Genomic DNA, 14,787 nt, shown 5'->3' on the forward strand with positions numbered 1-14,787 from the left:
ATGAAGGCGCGTTCGTAATAGGTGTCGGCGGGCCCGGCCGACGCGGCCTGCGGCGCGCACAGAACGGCGGCGGCCAGCAAGGCGGCTTTGGTCTTCGGGGCGGTCTGGCCTATCGTCATGGGCCGCACCCTACGCGCCACGCGTTCCGGTCCGGTTTCCGAGCAGGGTTATCAAAGTGCTTCTGTCCAGCGACCTGTGGGTGTCCGCCCTGATCCGCCGCGCCGAGCTGTCGGGAGCCTTCGCCACGGTCGCGCGCAAGGGCGACGCGCGCGCCGGCACGGTCATCGTCAAGGCCTTCAACACCTCAACCCGCCGCGCCCGACTCTATAGTGAGGCCTTCGGTCCCGACGGCGAACGTCTGTGGATGCAGCCGGTCGAAAGCGAGTTCGAAAGCGAACTGGACGCCTACATCCAGCGCCAGGCCGGCTACGATCCCGACATCTGGGTGGTCGAGATCGAGGACCGCGAGGGGCGGCACTTCATCACGGAGAAGGTGGCGGGCGACTTGAGCGGCTAGTGGCTAGTGGCGAGTGGCGAGTGGCGAGTGGCGAGTGACGAGTGGCGAGTGGCGAGTGGCGAGTGGCGAGTGGCGATTTTTCGACGGCCGGAAAGATGCAAGCCGCAGCCAGCCTTGGCCTTCCCACTAATCACTCGTCACTCGTCACTCGTCACTCTTCGTCCCTAACCACCTGTGACCACCCCGCCCCGCCGGTGCGAAATGCTTAACCGCGTTCGGGAACGGAACCGCAAGCGCCCTGGCCTAGGGTCATCTTCAACGGGTCGAGAAACGAGCCCGGCGGTGGTGGGTGTGTCGATGCTCTTTCTTCTGAACGACGTTGTGTTCGACCTGGACGAGGCCTCCCCGGTCACGCCCGGCGACGCGCGCCGGTTCGAGAACCTGGACCTGGACTATGTCCTGGAGCTGGGCTGCGAGCTGTTCGCCGAAGACCCGCTGATGCACCAGAACGATCCCCAGCGCGCCCGTCGTCTGGCCTGGCTGATCCACGACCGGTCGCCCGAGGTCAACGCCGCCCTGTTCGCCGCCCCCGCCGCCGGCTGCGACCCCGCGCTGGTCGAGCCGCAGTTCTGCGCCCTGCCCACCGCCATCATGCGCCAGCTCAAGACCCGCGCCTCGAAGGGCAAGCTGGACGCCGTCGCCGCCGACAGGGCCGTGTGGATGCGCATGGCGGCCTGACACCCGGCCTTGCACGTACTCCATCCCGCTGTTTAAGGTTGTGGCCTGGGGCTGACGAAGCGGGGGCCATGCGTATGACGGGATATCTGAGGGCGGCCGTCATGGCGGTCACGGCGCTGATTGTGTTCGCAGCAGCGCCGGCCCGGGCGGAATGGCGGAGGGCGGAAACCGACCATTTCATCATCTACGGCGACGTATCCGAGCGCACCCTGCGCACCTACGCCACCAAGATCGAACGTTTCGACGCCCTCCTGCGGACCTATTATCCGATCCAGAGCGACGTCCAGATTCCGAAGCTGGAAATCTATCTGGCGGACGGGGCGCGGGACATGCGCCGCATCCTTCCCGACGGCTCGGAGAGCATCGCCGGCTTCTACTCCGCCGACGCGGGTCGCATCTACACGGTGACCAACATCTCAAACTCGGGGGCGCTGAGCACCCTGTTCCACGAATACGCGCACCATTTCATGTTCCAGATGTCGGCCGAGGCCTATCCGTCGTGGTTCGTGGAGGGCTTCGCCGAATACTATTCCACCGTCGTCATGGAACCGGAGAAGATCGAGGTCGGGCGCGAAGACCGCGGGCGGATGTTGATGTTCACGCAACTGGGGAGCAACGAATGGGCGCCCCTGGCCGACGTGCTGAAATGGCGGATCAGTCGATCCGGTCGGGCTCGCGTCTTCGACTACTACGCCCAAGCCTGGGCGCTGACCCACTATCTGATGAGCGCGCCCGAACGACAGCGGATGTTGAGCCAGTATCTGAACGCCGTGATCCGGGGCGGCGACCCGATCGCGGCGATGCAGACGGCGACCGGCCGCACCTCGATCGAACTTCAGAACGACTTGCGCCGCTACTTTCTCGGACGCATCACCTACTATACCCCCCAGATCGAAATCCCGATGCCCGAGGTCGCGATCTCGACCCTGGACGCGGATGTCGGCGCCCTGGTCTGGTATGATCTCCGACTGGACGACACGCCCCTGGTGGTCCCGCCCGACAACGACCCCGATGATCCGCGCTCCGCGGAGCGAAGAGCCGAGATGGCCCGCGATGCAGCCCGGCATCGCGCTGAACTGGTCACCGACGCCCTCGCGGCGGCGGCGCGGCGCCCGGGCCAGCGCATGGCCATGATGGTCGCCGCCCGAGCGCATCGGTTGAAGGGCGACCCGGCGGCAGGTCTGGCGACGCTGCAACCGCTCCTGTCGGCCACATCCACGGACGCAGACGCGCTACGCATCGCCGCCGCGCTCCTGATGGACCAGATCAAGGCGGAGCCGAACTCCGGGAACGAACCGTCCCAGCGACGCCTCGCCATGTCCTATTTGGGTCAGGCCATGGAATACAAGCCGCTGGACTTCCGCATCTATCTCGGCCTGAACGACACGCGGCGCGGGCAGCCCGGCTATCCCAACGCCAACGACATATCGACCCTGGAGGTGGCCACCGCGCTTGCCCCTCAAGCCGACGAGAACCGGCTGAGGCTGGCCGAGGCCTATATGGCCAGGTTCCTGTGGAGTGAGGCGAAGACGGTGCTCGATCCGGTCGCCAACGCGCCCCACCCCGGCGCCGACCGCGTCCGCGCCCGAACCATGCTCGGCGCCATCGCAACCGCGACCGGGGAGGTTGTGGACGTCGACCAGGAGCCAGAGGCCGCGCTCTAGCGCTTGTGGAAGGTCATCGTCGACAGCCCCGTCCACGTCTTTGATCCATGGCGAACCCTAGAACACGGCGTTGAACAGCACGTGCACCACCGTCGCGCCCAGCACGATGACGCCGAAGCCGGCGATGAGGCTGACGGCGGGATGCGGGCCGGTGTGAGGCGGGGGCGGGTCTGCGTGGTTCGGGGCCATGGCCGTTCCTTCGTTTCCAAAGGCGGCGCCCGGCTGCGTGACCGGGTCGTCTCGCCGGAACCGACGATGACTCCAAAAGCCCTGTCTGGCGAGGGGTTATTCTCCGACGGGTGACTTTCGGCCCCGTCCGCGCTACCTCGCGCGGCCCAACGGATAGAACATGTCGAAGCTCACTCTCGAACAGGAGGCCCTGCGCCGCAGGACCTTCGCCATCATCGCGCACCCCGACGCCGGCAAGACCACGCTGACCGAGCACATCCTGCTGGCCGGTGGCGCCATCCGCGCGGCCGGGGCCGTGCGCGCGCGCGGCGAGAACCGGCGCACCCAGTCCGACTGGATGAAGATCGAGAAGGAACGCGGCATCTCCGTCTCGGCCTCGGTCATGACGTTCGAGCACGACGGCAAGATGTTCAACCTGCTCGACACCCCGGGCCACGAGGACTTCTCGGAAGACACCTACCGCACCCTGACCGCCGCCGACTGCGCCATCATGGTGCTGGACGCCGCCAAGGGCATCGAGCCGCAGACGCTGAAGCTGTTCGAGGTCTGCCGCCTGCGCGACATTCCGATCATCACCTTCATCAACAAGCTGGACCGCGAGGCCCAGGATCCGATGGCCCTGCTGGACGAGATCGCCAGCCGGCTGCAGCTGGACCCCGCCCCGATCTGGTGGCCGGCCGAGAGCGGCGCCCGTCTGCGCGGCATGGTCGAGATGGGCACGGGCCGGTTCCAGCCCTACGCCCGCAAGCCCGCCGGCTCGGCCGAGGACGTGCCCCATCCCGAGGCCCTGCCCCTGGCCGAGGCCGCGCGCTATTTCGAGCCCGGCGAACACGAGGCCCTGATGGAGGCGCAGGAACTGGTCGAGGGCGGCTATCCGGCCTTTGACCGCCAGTCCTTCCTCGAGGGGCATATGACCCCGGTGCTGTGGGGTTCGGCCCTGCGCCATTTCGGCATTGAGGAATTGCTGGCCGCGATCGGCGAATGGGCCCCGCCGCCCAAGGTCATGAAGGCGCACAAGGCGGCTCCCGCCGGAACCCGCAACGCCCCCGATCCGGTCCCCCTGACCGTCCAGCCGGGCGAGCCCGAGGTCACCGGCTTCGTCTTCAAGGTCCAGGCCAATATGGACCCCAACCACCGCGACCGCATCGCCATGTTCCGCATGGCCTCGGGCAAGTTCCAGCGCGGCATGAAGCTGAAGGTCCAGAACACCGGCAAGCAGCTGTCGGTCAACGCCCCGATCATGTTCTTCGCCTCGGACCGCGAACTGGCCGAGGACGCCTACGCCGGAGACGTCATCGGCATCCCCAACCACGGCGTCCTGCGCGTCGGCGACAGCCTGTCCGAAAGCGGCCTGATCCGCTTCGCCGGCCTGCCCAATTTCGCGCCCGAAATCCTCCAGCGTGTCCGGGTCAAGGATCCGCTCAAGGCGAAGCACCTGAAGAAGGCGCTGGACGGCCTGGCCGAGGAGGGCGTCACCCAGCTGTTCCGCCCCGAGATGGGCTCGGACTTCATCGTCGGCGCCGTCGGCCAGCTGCAGTTCGAGGTCATGGCCGACCGCCTGGGCGAGGAATACGGCCTGGAAGTCATCTTCGAGCCCTCGCCCTGGGCCGAGGCCCGATGGATCGGCGGGACAAAGGCCGACCTCGAGGACTTCATGGGCAAATACCGCGGCCAGATGGCCCGCGATATCGACGACGATCCCGTCTTCCTCGCCAAGTCGAGCTGGGAGACCGGCTATGTCATGGAGCGGTTCACCAGCGTCGCCTTCACCAAGACGAAGGAGCGGGGCTAGGCCCTCTGGACAACCTGTCATGGACACCGCCTATGTGCGTCCGGTTGCATGAGGGACTCCATGACCGCTCCGAGCCGTTTCGCCGCCGCCCTTCGGGTCATCCTGATCAGCGCGGCGATCACCGCCATTCCCGGACTGGCGCACGCCGACTGGCGCAAGGCGGAAACCCGGCATTTCGTCGTCTACAGCAACGGTTTCGAGCGCGACCTGCGCGACTATGCGATCGAGCTGGAGCGCATCGATCAACTGATGCGCACGTATTTCGCCCTGCCGGAGCAACAGGACGACCGCAAACTGCCCGTCTATATCGTGCGCAACCGCACCGACCTCGGAATCGTCGCGCCTGAATTGCCAGAGCGTGTCGCGGGCTTCTATTCGGCCAACTTTCGCGACATCCGCGCCGTGGCGATCAGAGCCGCCGGCGACGAGACCCTGCGGCACGAGTACGGCCACCACTTCATGTTCCGGAACTTTCCGGGGGCCTATCCCGCCTGGTTTCGCGAGGGCTTCGCCGAGTTCTTCAGCACCGCGACCGTCAGTCCGGCGGGACGCGCCGCCGTGGGCAAGACCCCGTTCAGCAGCGCACGCGTGTTGAACAATCTTCGTTGGCTGCCGATGGAGGCGGTGCTGGGCGGGCCCCCCAATCTGCAGGACGGTCGCGAGACCGCGGCCTTCTACGCCCAGTCCTGGCTGCTGACGCACTGGACGCTGACCGATCCGGATCGACGCGGCCGCATGGAAAAATACCTGGCCGACACGGCGCGCGGCGTGGCGATCGATGCGGCCTTGAGAACGCATTTCGACATGGACGCCGAACAATTAGGCCGAACCTTGAGGGCGTACCTCGACGCGGGTCCCCGGTACGCCGAGCTGGACCTGGGCGCGGCCAGTCCCGCGTTGACGACTTCGGCCCTGCCCGACAGTGCGGACGAGGTCCTGCTGCTCGACATCAACGCCCGCGACGGCGGTCCCGCCAGCCAGGGGCCGGCCGTACTGGACCGGGCGCGACAGGCGGCGGAACGTCATCCCGGCGATCTGCTGGCCCAGTCGATGGTGGCGAGGGCCGAGCTTCGCTGGGGCGATCCCGCGAAGGCGGAGCAGGCCGTCCAGCCCCTGCTCGACGCCGACCCGACCAACGTCGATCTGTTGTTGCTGATGGCCGACGCCCGGATAACGGCCGGCGACAAGCTCACCGATCCGGAGGCGCGGGAGCGGCTGTACCGCCAGGCGAGGGGGTTCCTGGCCCGGGCGTATGAGGTCGATCCCGCCGAGCACCGGGTCTATCAGTCCATCGCCTACAGCCGGCGGTTCGCCCCGGACTATCCCACCGAGAACGACGTGGAGCTGTGGCGGCGCGCCGTCGCCATCGCCCCCGAGGTCGCCAGCAACCGCCCGGTGACCGCCGAGGCCATGCTCCGCCACGGGCTCGTCGACGAGGCGGAACAGGTCATACTGCCCATCGCCAACGATCCGCACGGCCGCGAAACGCCCGCCCGGATCCAGCGCATCCTGACCCGGATCGCCGAGGCCCGCGCCGGCGCCCCGGCCCCGGCCGGATCGACGGACTGATCCCCGCAAGCTGTGGGCTTCAACAACCTGAGGCTGGACCGCGCTCCGCAAACCGGGCTTAGAATGACGGACGCCTCGGGAGTTCCATTTTGCCGTCAGCCGTTCAACGTCTTCTTCTCGCCCTCGCCCTGCTCGCCCTGACGCCGGCGTCCGCCCTCGCCGAATGGCGCCGCGCCGAGAGTGCGAACTTCATCGTCTACAGTGACGGCTCCGAGCGGACGCTGCGAGAATACACCGCCAAGCTGGAGCGGTTTGATGCGCTGATGAGGCTGACCCTCGGCGGCGGCCCGGCGGACGACATTCGCAAGCTGCCTGTCTATCTGGTCGGCGACGATCGGGCGCTGCGGATCGCCCAGCCCCGGCTCCCGGACGGCATCGCCGGCTATTATTCGTCGAGCGAGAACGACATCTTCGCCATCCTGGTGCGGGGCAAGAGCGACGACATTCTGCTGCACGAATACGGCCACCACTTCATGGCCCGGAGCGGGGACGGCCGGTATCCCGGCTGGCTGAGCGAGGGTTTCGCGGAATATTTCGCCACGGCCACGGTGACCGAGCGCGGAAAGGCGACCATCGGCCTGCCCGACCCCGGCCGCCAGTATGCCCTGCAGCAGAACCGCTGGCTGCCGATGGACCAGGTGCTGAGGGCGAAGGGTTCGTTCGACATCGAGGACCGGACGGGCCGCAGCATGTACTACGCCCAGTCATGGGCGCTGACCCACTGGGCGCTTGGCGATGCGGACCGCGTGCGGCGTCTGGGAGCTTATCAGACCGCTGTCAGCGGGGGTCAGGACCCTGTCGACGCGTGGCAGGCGGCGTTCGGAATGACGCCCGAGCAGTTGACGAGCCAGCTGCGCGCCTATCTTCGCAGCGGCCTCAGGTACGCCCCGATGGACGTCCCTCCCATCACGCCGGTCATCACGGTGTCGAGCCTGTCGCCGGCCGCGGATGCGGTCCTCCTCCCCCTGATCAATGCGCGGACGCCCAATCCCGCCGAGGTCGACGGGCCCGCGCTCCTGGCGTCGCTGCGCGCCGCAGCCGCCCGTTTCCCGGCCGATCCGTTGGCCCTGGTCGCTCTGGGCCGTGCGGAAAGGCAGTGGGGCGAAGACGCGGCCGCAGAGGCGGCCCTGACCGCGGCCCTCGAACGGCAGGCTGACAACATCGAGGCCCTGCTGCTCATGGCGGACATCGTCGATGAGCGCGGCGATCTGGCGGCCGACGAGGTGGAAGGCGTGCGGCAGCGCCGTCTCGCGCAAGGGTTTCTTCGCCGCGCCCTGGACGCCGATCCGACCGACTATCGGGTCTACGCCGCCCTGGCGCGCATCCGGCGCGGCGCATCGGACTATCCCAGCGACAACGATCTCATGACCTGGGTTCTGGCGGTCCAGTACGCGCCGCAGGTCATGTCGATCCGGGGCGACGCCGCAATGGCCATGCTGGAAAGCGGCCGCTACGACGAAGCGGTCATCCTGCTCACCCCCATCGTCAACAATCCCCATGGCGGCTCCAGCGTTGAACGGGGCCGTCAACTGCTCGAACAGATCGCGCAAAGGCGCGCCTCGGCCGGGGACTGACTTTCAGAACACGGTCGAACTCCCGGCGCGGCGCTGCGTTTGCACCTTGCACCCCCGGGACGCCTGTTTGGTCCCGAAGCGGGACGACCGGAGCGCCTGAAGCCATGTTCGAATTCGGCCGGGATCTGAGAAAGCTGTTCGAAAAGGCGCGCGAGAGCGACGACCTCGGCTGGCTGGAGCTGATCGGCGCCGACCTGGTCGAGGCCGAGGCCCGCCGCGAGTCGATCGACGCCGGCCGCGTGTCCTGCACCGACCCCTTCGCCGGCTGGATGCGCGCCTCGGCCCTGTGGCGCGAGCATGCGCGCCGCACCGGCCGCCGGACCAGCCTGGAGCGCGCCGCCGCGGCCGCGTCCGACGCCGCCCGGCACACGGCGACGCCGGACCAGACGGCCGCCACGGCCATCGAATCCGGCGAAATTCACCTGCTGCGCTTCGACCTGTTCGGCGGCCCCGAAAAGCTGACGGCGGCGCTGATGGATGTTCAGTCCCTGACCATGGAACGCCCCGCGACCCGCGCGGCCGCGGCGGCGCTGCACGCCCGGCTGACGGCGCGCCGGGCGCGGCTGTCGGGAGAACCCTCGGCCATGCTCGACGCCGCGGCCCTGCTGGACGCCGCCGTCCACGGCGCCCAGGGCATGCCCCGGACCGTGGGCGACGACCTGAGGCTGGATCGCGCGGCGCTTTCGCTCGACGCCGGCGTGGCGCGGCGGGACGGCCGCCTGCTGGATCAGGCCGGGCGCGACCTGCAGGTGCTGGTCGAGGCCGCGTCGCCCGACTACCGCCCCCTCACCCGCGCCCGCGCCCTGGCCCTCGCCGGCGCCGGCCTGATGGCGCTGGCCCGGCTGGCGCGGAACGAGGCCGCGACCGAGCAGGGCCAGGCCCTTTTCGACGCGGCGGCCGAACAGTTCACGCCGGACCACAGCCCCCTGGACTGGGTCGCGGTGCAGCTTGTTCAGGCCCAGGCCGACACCCCCCTTCTGCCCCTCACCCAGGCCGAGGCCCTGACCCGCGAGCCGGGTCTGGTGCTGGGCGCCCTGGCGCGCGAGCGGCGTCTGGCGGCGGCGACCAACCTCGCCGAGGACGCAGGCGATGTCGCCGCCCTCTTCGGGCTGGAGGCGATCGTCCGTCAGCGACTGCTCAACCGGACCGCGCCGCCGCTGGACTGGGCCGCCGACCAGATCGGCATGGCGCGTCTGGTCATGGCCAGGGGCCGGCTGATGGGCGTCGAGCCGCGCGCCGTCGGCCTGATGCTGACCGAGGCCATGGAGACCGCGCGTGAATGGGGCGCGCCGGCGCTGGTCGAGCGGGCCATGCTGGCCGCGCCCGAGACCATCGGTCTCTGACGGCTAGCCGCCCAGCGCCACGAACCCGCCGTTGCCGAAACAGGATTTGCCATAGCGCAGCGGCTGGCCGTCCTCGGCCATGACCCGTCCGCCGGCCGCTTCCAGCACCGCCTGCCCCGCGGCCGTGTCCCATTCCGACGTCGGGCCCGTGCGCGGATAGGCGTCGAACCGCCCCTCGGCGATCAGGCAGAATTTCAGCGACGAGTCCGTGCCCTGCCACTGGACGCAGCCATGGCGCGAGGCGAGGCGTTCGGCCTCCGCGTCCGTCATGCTGTGGCTCATCACCGCCATCGGCGAGGCCGGCCGGTCACGCACCTTGATGGCCTGCCAGCCTTCGCCGAAGCGGCGACGGAAGGCGCCACCGCCCGGCGCGGCGCTGCGCCAGGTCGTGGCCGTCGCCGGGGCCGTCACCACGCCCGCGACCACGACGCCCTCATGGACCAGGGCGATGTTGACGGTGAAACTCTCGCGGCCCTCGACGAAGCCGCGCGTGCCGTCCAGCGGATCGATCAGCCAGAACCAGTCGGCGGCATGGGCCGGCGCGCCGTCGGCGGCCACGGCCTCCTCCGCCACCGTCTGCACCCCGGGATACAAGGCCTCCAGCCGGGCCAGGATCAGGGCCTCGGCCTCCTTGTCGGCCTGGGTCACGGGGCTGTCGTCGGCCTTGGCCTCAGCGACCACGCCGTTGCGCCAGTACGGCAGGATGACCCGGGCAGCGTCCTCGGCGATGTCGGCCAGGGCCTCGGTCAGGGCGCCGGACGCAAGGTCGGCGGTCAGTCGTTTGATCATGGCGCGGGGATTAGAGCATCGGACCGGTTTCGCGAACCGGCAAATCAGGTCAGCGTCCGGCCTGTTATCGACTGTTGCCCCGGGGCCCTATGACCGACACCTCCACCGCTCTTCCTGATGGTCCGGCCCTTCCGGATGGCCAGGCGCTCGCCGCCCTGATCGCGGGCAAGCTGTGCCACGACTTCATCAGCCCGGCCGGCGCGATCAGCTCGGGCCTGGACCTGTTGAAGGATCCGTCGGCCCAGGACATGCGCGACGACGCCATGAGCCTGATCGAGGCCAGCGCGAGGAAGATGGTGGCCCTGGTCTCGTTCGCCCGGGTCGCCTTCGGAGCCGCGACCTCGGCCGAGCGATTCTCGGGGGCCGAACTGGGCGAGCTGGTGGCCGGCCTGACCGAGGGCGGCCGGGCGACCCTGGACTGGAAGGCCGAGGACGCCAGCTATTCCAAGGCCCAGTCCCGCGCTCTGGTGAACCTGGCCTATCTGACCATGGCGGCCCTGCCTTCCGGCGGGACCGCCGTCGTCTCGACCCGCCGCGACGGCGCCGATCTGGTCATCGAGGGGCTGGCCCAGGGAAACCGGGCCCGCCTGAAGGCCGAGGCCGTTTCGGGCCTGGCGGGAGAGGCCTTGAGCGAAGGTCTCCCCGGTCAGTGGATCCAGCCCTACTGGCTCTGGCTGACGGCGCATGACGCGGGCGGGACGCTGGATGTGCAGTGCGAGGAGGGGCGCGTTGTCCTCACCGCCCGCATGCCTAACTGAGCCTTAAGCCGGTTTCCCAAGGACTCATTAACCGGCTCGGGGCGACTATAGAACTTGCCGCACACGCGGGCGTTGTGCGACGCAATATTGGAACCCGGACCTTGACCCCCAGAACCTGTCTGATCGTCGACGACAGCCGGATCATCCGCAAGGTCGCGCGGCGCATCGTCGAGGGGCTGGGTTTCGAGGTCGATGAGGCCGCCGACGGATCCGAGGCCCTCGTCTTCTGCGCCGGAGTGATTCCCGAGGTCATCCTGCTGGACTGGTCGATGCCCGTGATGGACGGCATGACCTTCCTGCGCCGGCTGCGCGCCCTGCCCGGCGGCCTGGCCCCCAAGGTCCTGTTCTGCACCATCGAGACCCGCGCCGAGCGCATCGCCGAGGCCCTTCTGGCCGGCGCCGACGACTATGTGATGAAGCCGTTCGACGGCGAGATCCTGACCTCGAAATTCGCCGAAGTGGGGGCCGTCTGAACCCATGACGCCAGACGATTTCGATCGCCTGCAGACGTTGATGGCCTCGCGCGCGGGCTTCCGGCTGACGCGCGACCGGATGAAGCTGGCCGAGCATCGCCTGGGTCCGGTGGCCCGGCGCGAGGGCTTCGAAACGGTCGACGCCATGCTGGCCTCGCTCTGGGCCAAACCCGTGGCCTCCCTCGGCTGGGCGGTGATCGAGGCCCTGCTCAACCCCGAAACCTGGTTCCGGCGCGACCGCGACAGCTTCGACACCCTCGCCCGCGAACTGCTCCCCGCCCTGGGCAAGGCCCGCGGCGACCGGCCGGTGCGGATCTGGTCCGCCGGCTGCTCGACCGGCCAGGAGGCCTGGTCCCTCGCCATCGCGGCCCAGGAGGCGCACGTCGCCGTCGAGATCGTCGCCACCGACCTGTCGCAACGGGCGCTCGAAAAGGGCCGCTCGGGCGCCTACACCGGCTTCGAGATCCAGCGCGGGCTGAAGGCCGAAACTATGTTGCGCTGGTTCGATCAGGCCGAGGACGCCTGGATCGCCAAGGCCGAGCTTCGCGCGGTCGTGCATTTCGCCCGCGCCAACCTGGCCGACGCCCCGACCGACGACCACCGCTTCGACGTGATCTTCTGCCGGCATCTGCTCGGCGACGCCGATCCCGCCCGCCGTCGCGACATGTTCGACAATCTGGAACGCCGTCTGGTCGACGACGGCTGCCTGTTCCTCGGTCCGGACGAAACCCCCGACGGCGACAGCATCGCCTTCCGCGCGGTCGCCGGCCGCAAGGGCCTGTTCGTGAAATCGGCCGCGGCGCTGAGGCGGGCGGCGTAAGGCTCCGGACTTTCGTCATTCCGCGGCTTGCGGCTTATGTCGCGCATGTACCGGGTATCGCGCTTGGCCCCGCCATGATGTCGCGCATGTATCGTACGAATTGTCTCGGGTGGCCCGCGTTGGGTTTCGGGTCCTGACGGCGGATCGGACGGTCCGCGTCCGGAGGTCGGTCGCGTCACAGGGAGAGCCCCGGAGCGGGCGCCCCGAAGGTCTCCCAAGGGTGGACAGCGGACGTTGCCCTGCTCCGTTCGCGGTGCAACGTTGCGCGCGCCGGAAGCGAAATGGGCGGCCATAGGGCCGCCCACCGACGTCGCTAGAGGGGACCGCCTGCCGTCAGCTCCCAAGCCGTTCCGGTGTAGGTTGCTTCACACCACTGGCCGGAAGAGAGGCTCTTCAGCGGTCCGGAGCCGACGTTCAGATTGAAGGCTCCGCCTCCGGTTCTGACGAGCCGGAAGCAATCTCCCTTCACCGCGCCGACGGTTGACAGGGACACGGTCCTGTTCGCCGTCAGCGCCGTTTTGAAGAGATTAAGTCGCGGATCGGACCGGGGCGCGAGGGTGACCGGCGCATCCCCGCGATCAGCCGGACCCGGTACGGTCTCGTATTCCACCCGCGACAGGGGACCCGAGAGCGACGCGCTGACGCCGTTCCGCAGTCCGAAGAAGATGTTGTCATCACCTCCGGCTCCCTCTTCAACCTCGTGATGGAAGCCACTGGTATTGTTGCCTTCGCAATCGATCCAGAATCGGTTGCCGACTGACGTACCGAGAATCTGGACGCCCTGGGCCCTGAAGCCGGACACCTTGCCTCGGATCAAAAGCCCGCTGGATTCATAGACGAGAAGGCCATAGCCGTTTTCGGTCGACCCTTTGGTCAGCTGAACGTTCAGGTCGCCGGAAGCCAGATCGCGCAACTGAAGTCCGGAGCCAACGAGTTCTGAGCGCTGCCTGATCGCACCATCTATTCGGCCGCCGTTGTCCCAGATGCGGCCCAATGCAAAAGCGTCGTCGACATCAACGTCCAGATAGACGCTGGACGGATTGCCGGCCCCCTCCGCGCCACAGGCGAACGCTGTCATTCCGCTTGCGCTGATGGACCCGCTCAGGCGGGCGTTCACGGCTTGTCGCCAGAAAACAGCCGTTCCGTTCCCGCCGCTGATCTGGAAGCTTAGGGTCACGTCTTCCGCCGGCTGGCCCGCGACGCCGTAGACCGCCACGCCTCCCGAGGAATCGACACCCGCCGTTCCGCAGTCCCGGGCGTAGACGTCGACAACGATGTTTCGGAGCACATGGCCAACCATGTCGTTTTCGATGTCGAAGGCGAACAGCCTGGCCCGGAAGGACTGAACCTGGAGACGGATGTTCTCACCGGCGATCACGGCGACGCCTTGCCGATAGCAATCTTCGGAAACCACGCGACCGAAGATGTTCGAGCAATAGGCCAGATCGCCGCCACCCGCATCGGGGTCATAGCCATGCGCCAGGACGGCGCCGTCGCCGCGGCAGTTGATGGCCCGCACATCGATATGGGCCGTGTCGACGGCGTAGAGCTGCAGGCCGTGACCCCATTCGCCTTGGCTCGAATTGTGCGCCTTGTCGCCGTCGATTGTGAACCCGAAGACTCTCAGATTGCGGTCCCGATTTGCGTTGGAGCCGGGCCGGCGGGTGACGTTTCCGACCACAGGTTCATGGGCGTTGCGATTGGCTGTTCCCTTAAGCACCGTCCCCGGGTGCGCCGGGTCGCCAACCGCGCCGATATCGTCACCCCAGAGCGTCTCGTTAGAGGCCAGGTAGACGTTCCCGAGATAGCAGAGCCCCGGCTCATGCCGGTCGAGGAACACCTTTCCGTATCTCCGCAGGGCGGTTGTCAGCGTCGTGGAATTCACCGTCACGCCGTCGGCGACGGCGCCGACCTGAAGCGCCCTGACGCCCCCTTCGTGTTCAGCGACCAGCTCCCACCAGCCGCCGTCGGCGGATTGAAATTTGCCTCCATGGTTGGGTTGACTGCCAACCCGTACGTACAGACCGTCGCCCCCGTCGCCCGCGACCGCCAGGCCGGCGATGCGGGCCGACTTTTCGGAAGCCGCAATAGTGGCGGCGGCTGCCTCTGCGCGGGTATCAAACGTAATAGCCATCGTCTTTATCCTCGGGGCGGGATCGCCCGGGGAAGGGCTTATTTCGACCGGACGTCAATATTGGTCGCATGAAGGAATTAATTCCTACTTTTACGCTGAAGAAGCGCGGCCTGTCATACCGCCCGGCGGTGAACCCGGCCTCGCGGGGGAACGTCCCCAACGGGTCGAGTGTTGAACGTCGCCTCCGGGTCGGGAGCGGACCGTTGTCTGATAGTCGATAGCGGTCGTCAGGAGCCCTCGGGCACACGTCGCCCGAGCTTCCAATCAGTGACGTCGTCCACCTCGAAGACATCGCCAGTCGCTTTCTGGACAGCGAACCACCCCATGTTGGTGCTTCCACAGACGTCCTCAAAGCAATGGGCGCGAAGGGCCAGAACGTAGTAGCCGCGAGGGCCGTCCGCTTCCGGGATGTCGTCGCAAAGAGCGACATGGCTGGTCGGCAGGCCTCGCTGTGCCGTGACCCGGGCCGTGGCCGTCGCACAGGCGG

The 14,787-nt window shown here is 68.1% G+C and carries 13 protein-coding genes; 10 read left to right on the plus strand and 3 right to left on the minus strand.

Annotation, left to right across the window (positions count from 1 at the left end):
* The first annotated feature begins 175 nt into the window (after nt 1-175).
* The 3 genes from WC555_RS09375 to WC555_RS09385 all read left to right on the plus strand — a co-directional run bounded on the left by WC555_RS09375 (nt 176) and on the right by WC555_RS09385 (nt 2,859).
* Entirely contained in the window at nt 176-517 is a 342-nt protein-coding gene (locus tag WC555_RS09375) for a DUF1491 family protein (RefSeq protein WP_373253072.1), read from the plus strand.
* 297 nt (nt 518-814) lie between these two features.
* Nucleotides 815-1,195 carry a hypothetical protein gene (locus WC555_RS09380; RefSeq protein ID WP_373253074.1) on the plus strand — a complete coding sequence of 127 codons (381 nt, stop codon included), beginning with the start codon at nt 815-817 and terminating at the stop codon, nt 1,193-1,195.
* 68 nt (nt 1,196-1,263) lie between these two features.
* Complete coding sequence (locus WC555_RS09385) at nt 1,264-2,859, plus strand: DUF1570 domain-containing protein (RefSeq protein WP_373253075.1); 1,596 nt, start codon at nt 1,264-1,266, stop codon at nt 2,857-2,859.
* 57 nt (nt 2,860-2,916) lie between these two features.
* On the opposite strand, the gene WC555_RS09390 is transcribed toward WC555_RS09385, so the two are convergent.
* The gene (locus WC555_RS09390; protein WP_373253077.1) at nt 2,917-3,048 is read right to left on the minus strand and encodes a hypothetical protein; all 132 of its coding nucleotides are present in this window, start codon (nt 3,046-3,048) and stop codon (nt 2,917-2,919) included.
* A gap of 160 nt (nt 3,049-3,208) precedes the next feature.
* Between WC555_RS09390 and WC555_RS09395 the strand changes: the two genes are divergently transcribed.
* The 4 genes from WC555_RS09395 (at nt 3,209) to WC555_RS09410 (ending at nt 9,326) form a co-directional block, all read left to right on the plus strand.
* Nucleotides 3,209-4,840 (plus strand): peptide chain release factor 3, encoded by a 1,632-nt coding sequence (locus WC555_RS09395; protein WP_373253079.1) that lies wholly within the window; start codon nt 3,209-3,211, stop codon nt 4,838-4,840.
* 60 nt (nt 4,841-4,900) lie between these two features.
* The gene (locus WC555_RS09400) at nt 4,901-6,409 is read left to right on the plus strand and encodes a hypothetical protein (protein ID WP_373253081.1); all 1,509 of its coding nucleotides are present in this window, start codon (nt 4,901-4,903) and stop codon (nt 6,407-6,409) included.
* A gap of 89 nt (nt 6,410-6,498) precedes the next feature.
* The gene (locus tag WC555_RS09405; RefSeq protein ID WP_373253082.1) at nt 6,499-7,983 is read left to right on the plus strand and encodes a hypothetical protein; all 1,485 of its coding nucleotides are present in this window, start codon (nt 6,499-6,501) and stop codon (nt 7,981-7,983) included.
* Nucleotides 7,984-8,087: 104 nt separating this feature from the next.
* Nucleotides 8,088-9,326 (plus strand): hypothetical protein, encoded by a 1,239-nt coding sequence (locus tag WC555_RS09410; protein ID WP_373253083.1) that lies wholly within the window; start codon nt 8,088-8,090, stop codon nt 9,324-9,326.
* A 3-nt stretch (nt 9,327-9,329) separates the two neighbouring features.
* Here WC555_RS09410 and cysQ read toward each other — a convergent pair whose 3' ends face one another.
* Nucleotides 9,330-10,115, minus strand: a complete 786-nt coding sequence (gene cysQ, locus WC555_RS09415; RefSeq protein ID WP_373253085.1) for a 3'(2'),5'-bisphosphate nucleotidase CysQ — start codon at nt 10,113-10,115, stop codon at nt 9,330-9,332.
* An 89-nt stretch (nt 10,116-10,204) separates the two neighbouring features.
* Here cysQ and chpT point away from each other — a divergent pair, with 89 nt between their 5' ends.
* The 3 genes from chpT (at nt 10,205) to WC555_RS09430 (ending at nt 12,166) form a co-directional block, all read left to right on the plus strand.
* The gene (gene chpT, locus WC555_RS09420) at nt 10,205-10,873 is read left to right on the plus strand and encodes a histidine phosphotransferase ChpT (protein WP_373253087.1); all 669 of its coding nucleotides are present in this window, start codon (nt 10,205-10,207) and stop codon (nt 10,871-10,873) included.
* A gap of 101 nt (nt 10,874-10,974) precedes the next feature.
* Complete coding sequence (locus WC555_RS09425; protein ID WP_373253088.1) at nt 10,975-11,346, plus strand: response regulator; 372 nt, start codon at nt 10,975-10,977, stop codon at nt 11,344-11,346.
* Between the two features lie 4 nt (nt 11,347-11,350).
* Entirely contained in the window at nt 11,351-12,166 is an 816-nt protein-coding gene (locus WC555_RS09430; protein ID WP_373253090.1) for a protein-glutamate O-methyltransferase CheR, read from the plus strand.
* 313 nt (nt 12,167-12,479) lie between these two features.
* Here the strand turns inward: WC555_RS09430 and WC555_RS09435 are convergent, their stop codons facing one another.
* Nucleotides 12,480-14,300 carry a hypothetical protein gene (locus WC555_RS09435; RefSeq protein WP_373253091.1) on the minus strand — a complete coding sequence of 607 codons (1,821 nt, stop codon included), beginning with the start codon at nt 14,298-14,300 and terminating at the stop codon, nt 12,480-12,482.
* Nucleotides 14,301-14,787: the final 487 nt, after the last annotated feature.

Source organism: Brevundimonas sp. (assembly GCF_041648615.1).
Lineage (GTDB): Bacteria > Pseudomonadota > Alphaproteobacteria > Caulobacterales > Caulobacteraceae > Brevundimonas.

Excerpts from the sequence above, each read along its gene's own strand:
- cysQ (WP_373253085.1), bottom strand. The coding sequence starts at position 10,115 with ATGATCAAACGACTGACCGCCGACCTTGCGTCCGGCGCCCTGACCGAG.
- WC555_RS09390 (WP_373253077.1), bottom strand. The coding sequence starts at position 3,048 with ATGGCCCCGAACCACGCAGACCCGCCCCCGCCTCACACCGGCCCGCAT.
- WC555_RS09435 (WP_373253091.1), bottom strand. The coding sequence starts at position 14,300 with ATGGCTATTACGTTTGATACCCGCGCAGAGGCAGCCGCCGCCACTATT.
- WC555_RS09410 (WP_373253083.1), top strand. The coding sequence starts at position 8,088 with ATGTTCGAATTCGGCCGGGATCTGAGAAAGCTGTTCGAAAAGGCGCGC.
- WC555_RS09400 (WP_373253081.1), top strand. The coding sequence starts at position 4,901 with ATGACCGCTCCGAGCCGTTTCGCCGCCGCCCTTCGGGTCATCCTGATC.
- WC555_RS09385 (WP_373253075.1), top strand. The coding sequence starts at position 1,264 with ATGCGTATGACGGGATATCTGAGGGCGGCCGTCATGGCGGTCACGGCG.
- chpT (WP_373253087.1), top strand. The coding sequence starts at position 10,205 with ATGACCGACACCTCCACCGCTCTTCCTGATGGTCCGGCCCTTCCGGAT.
- WC555_RS09430 (WP_373253090.1), top strand. The coding sequence starts at position 11,351 with ATGACGCCAGACGATTTCGATCGCCTGCAGACGTTGATGGCCTCGCGC.
- WC555_RS09380 (WP_373253074.1), top strand. The coding sequence starts at position 815 with ATGCTCTTTCTTCTGAACGACGTTGTGTTCGACCTGGACGAGGCCTCC.
- WC555_RS09395 (WP_373253079.1), top strand. The coding sequence starts at position 3,209 with ATGTCGAAGCTCACTCTCGAACAGGAGGCCCTGCGCCGCAGGACCTTC.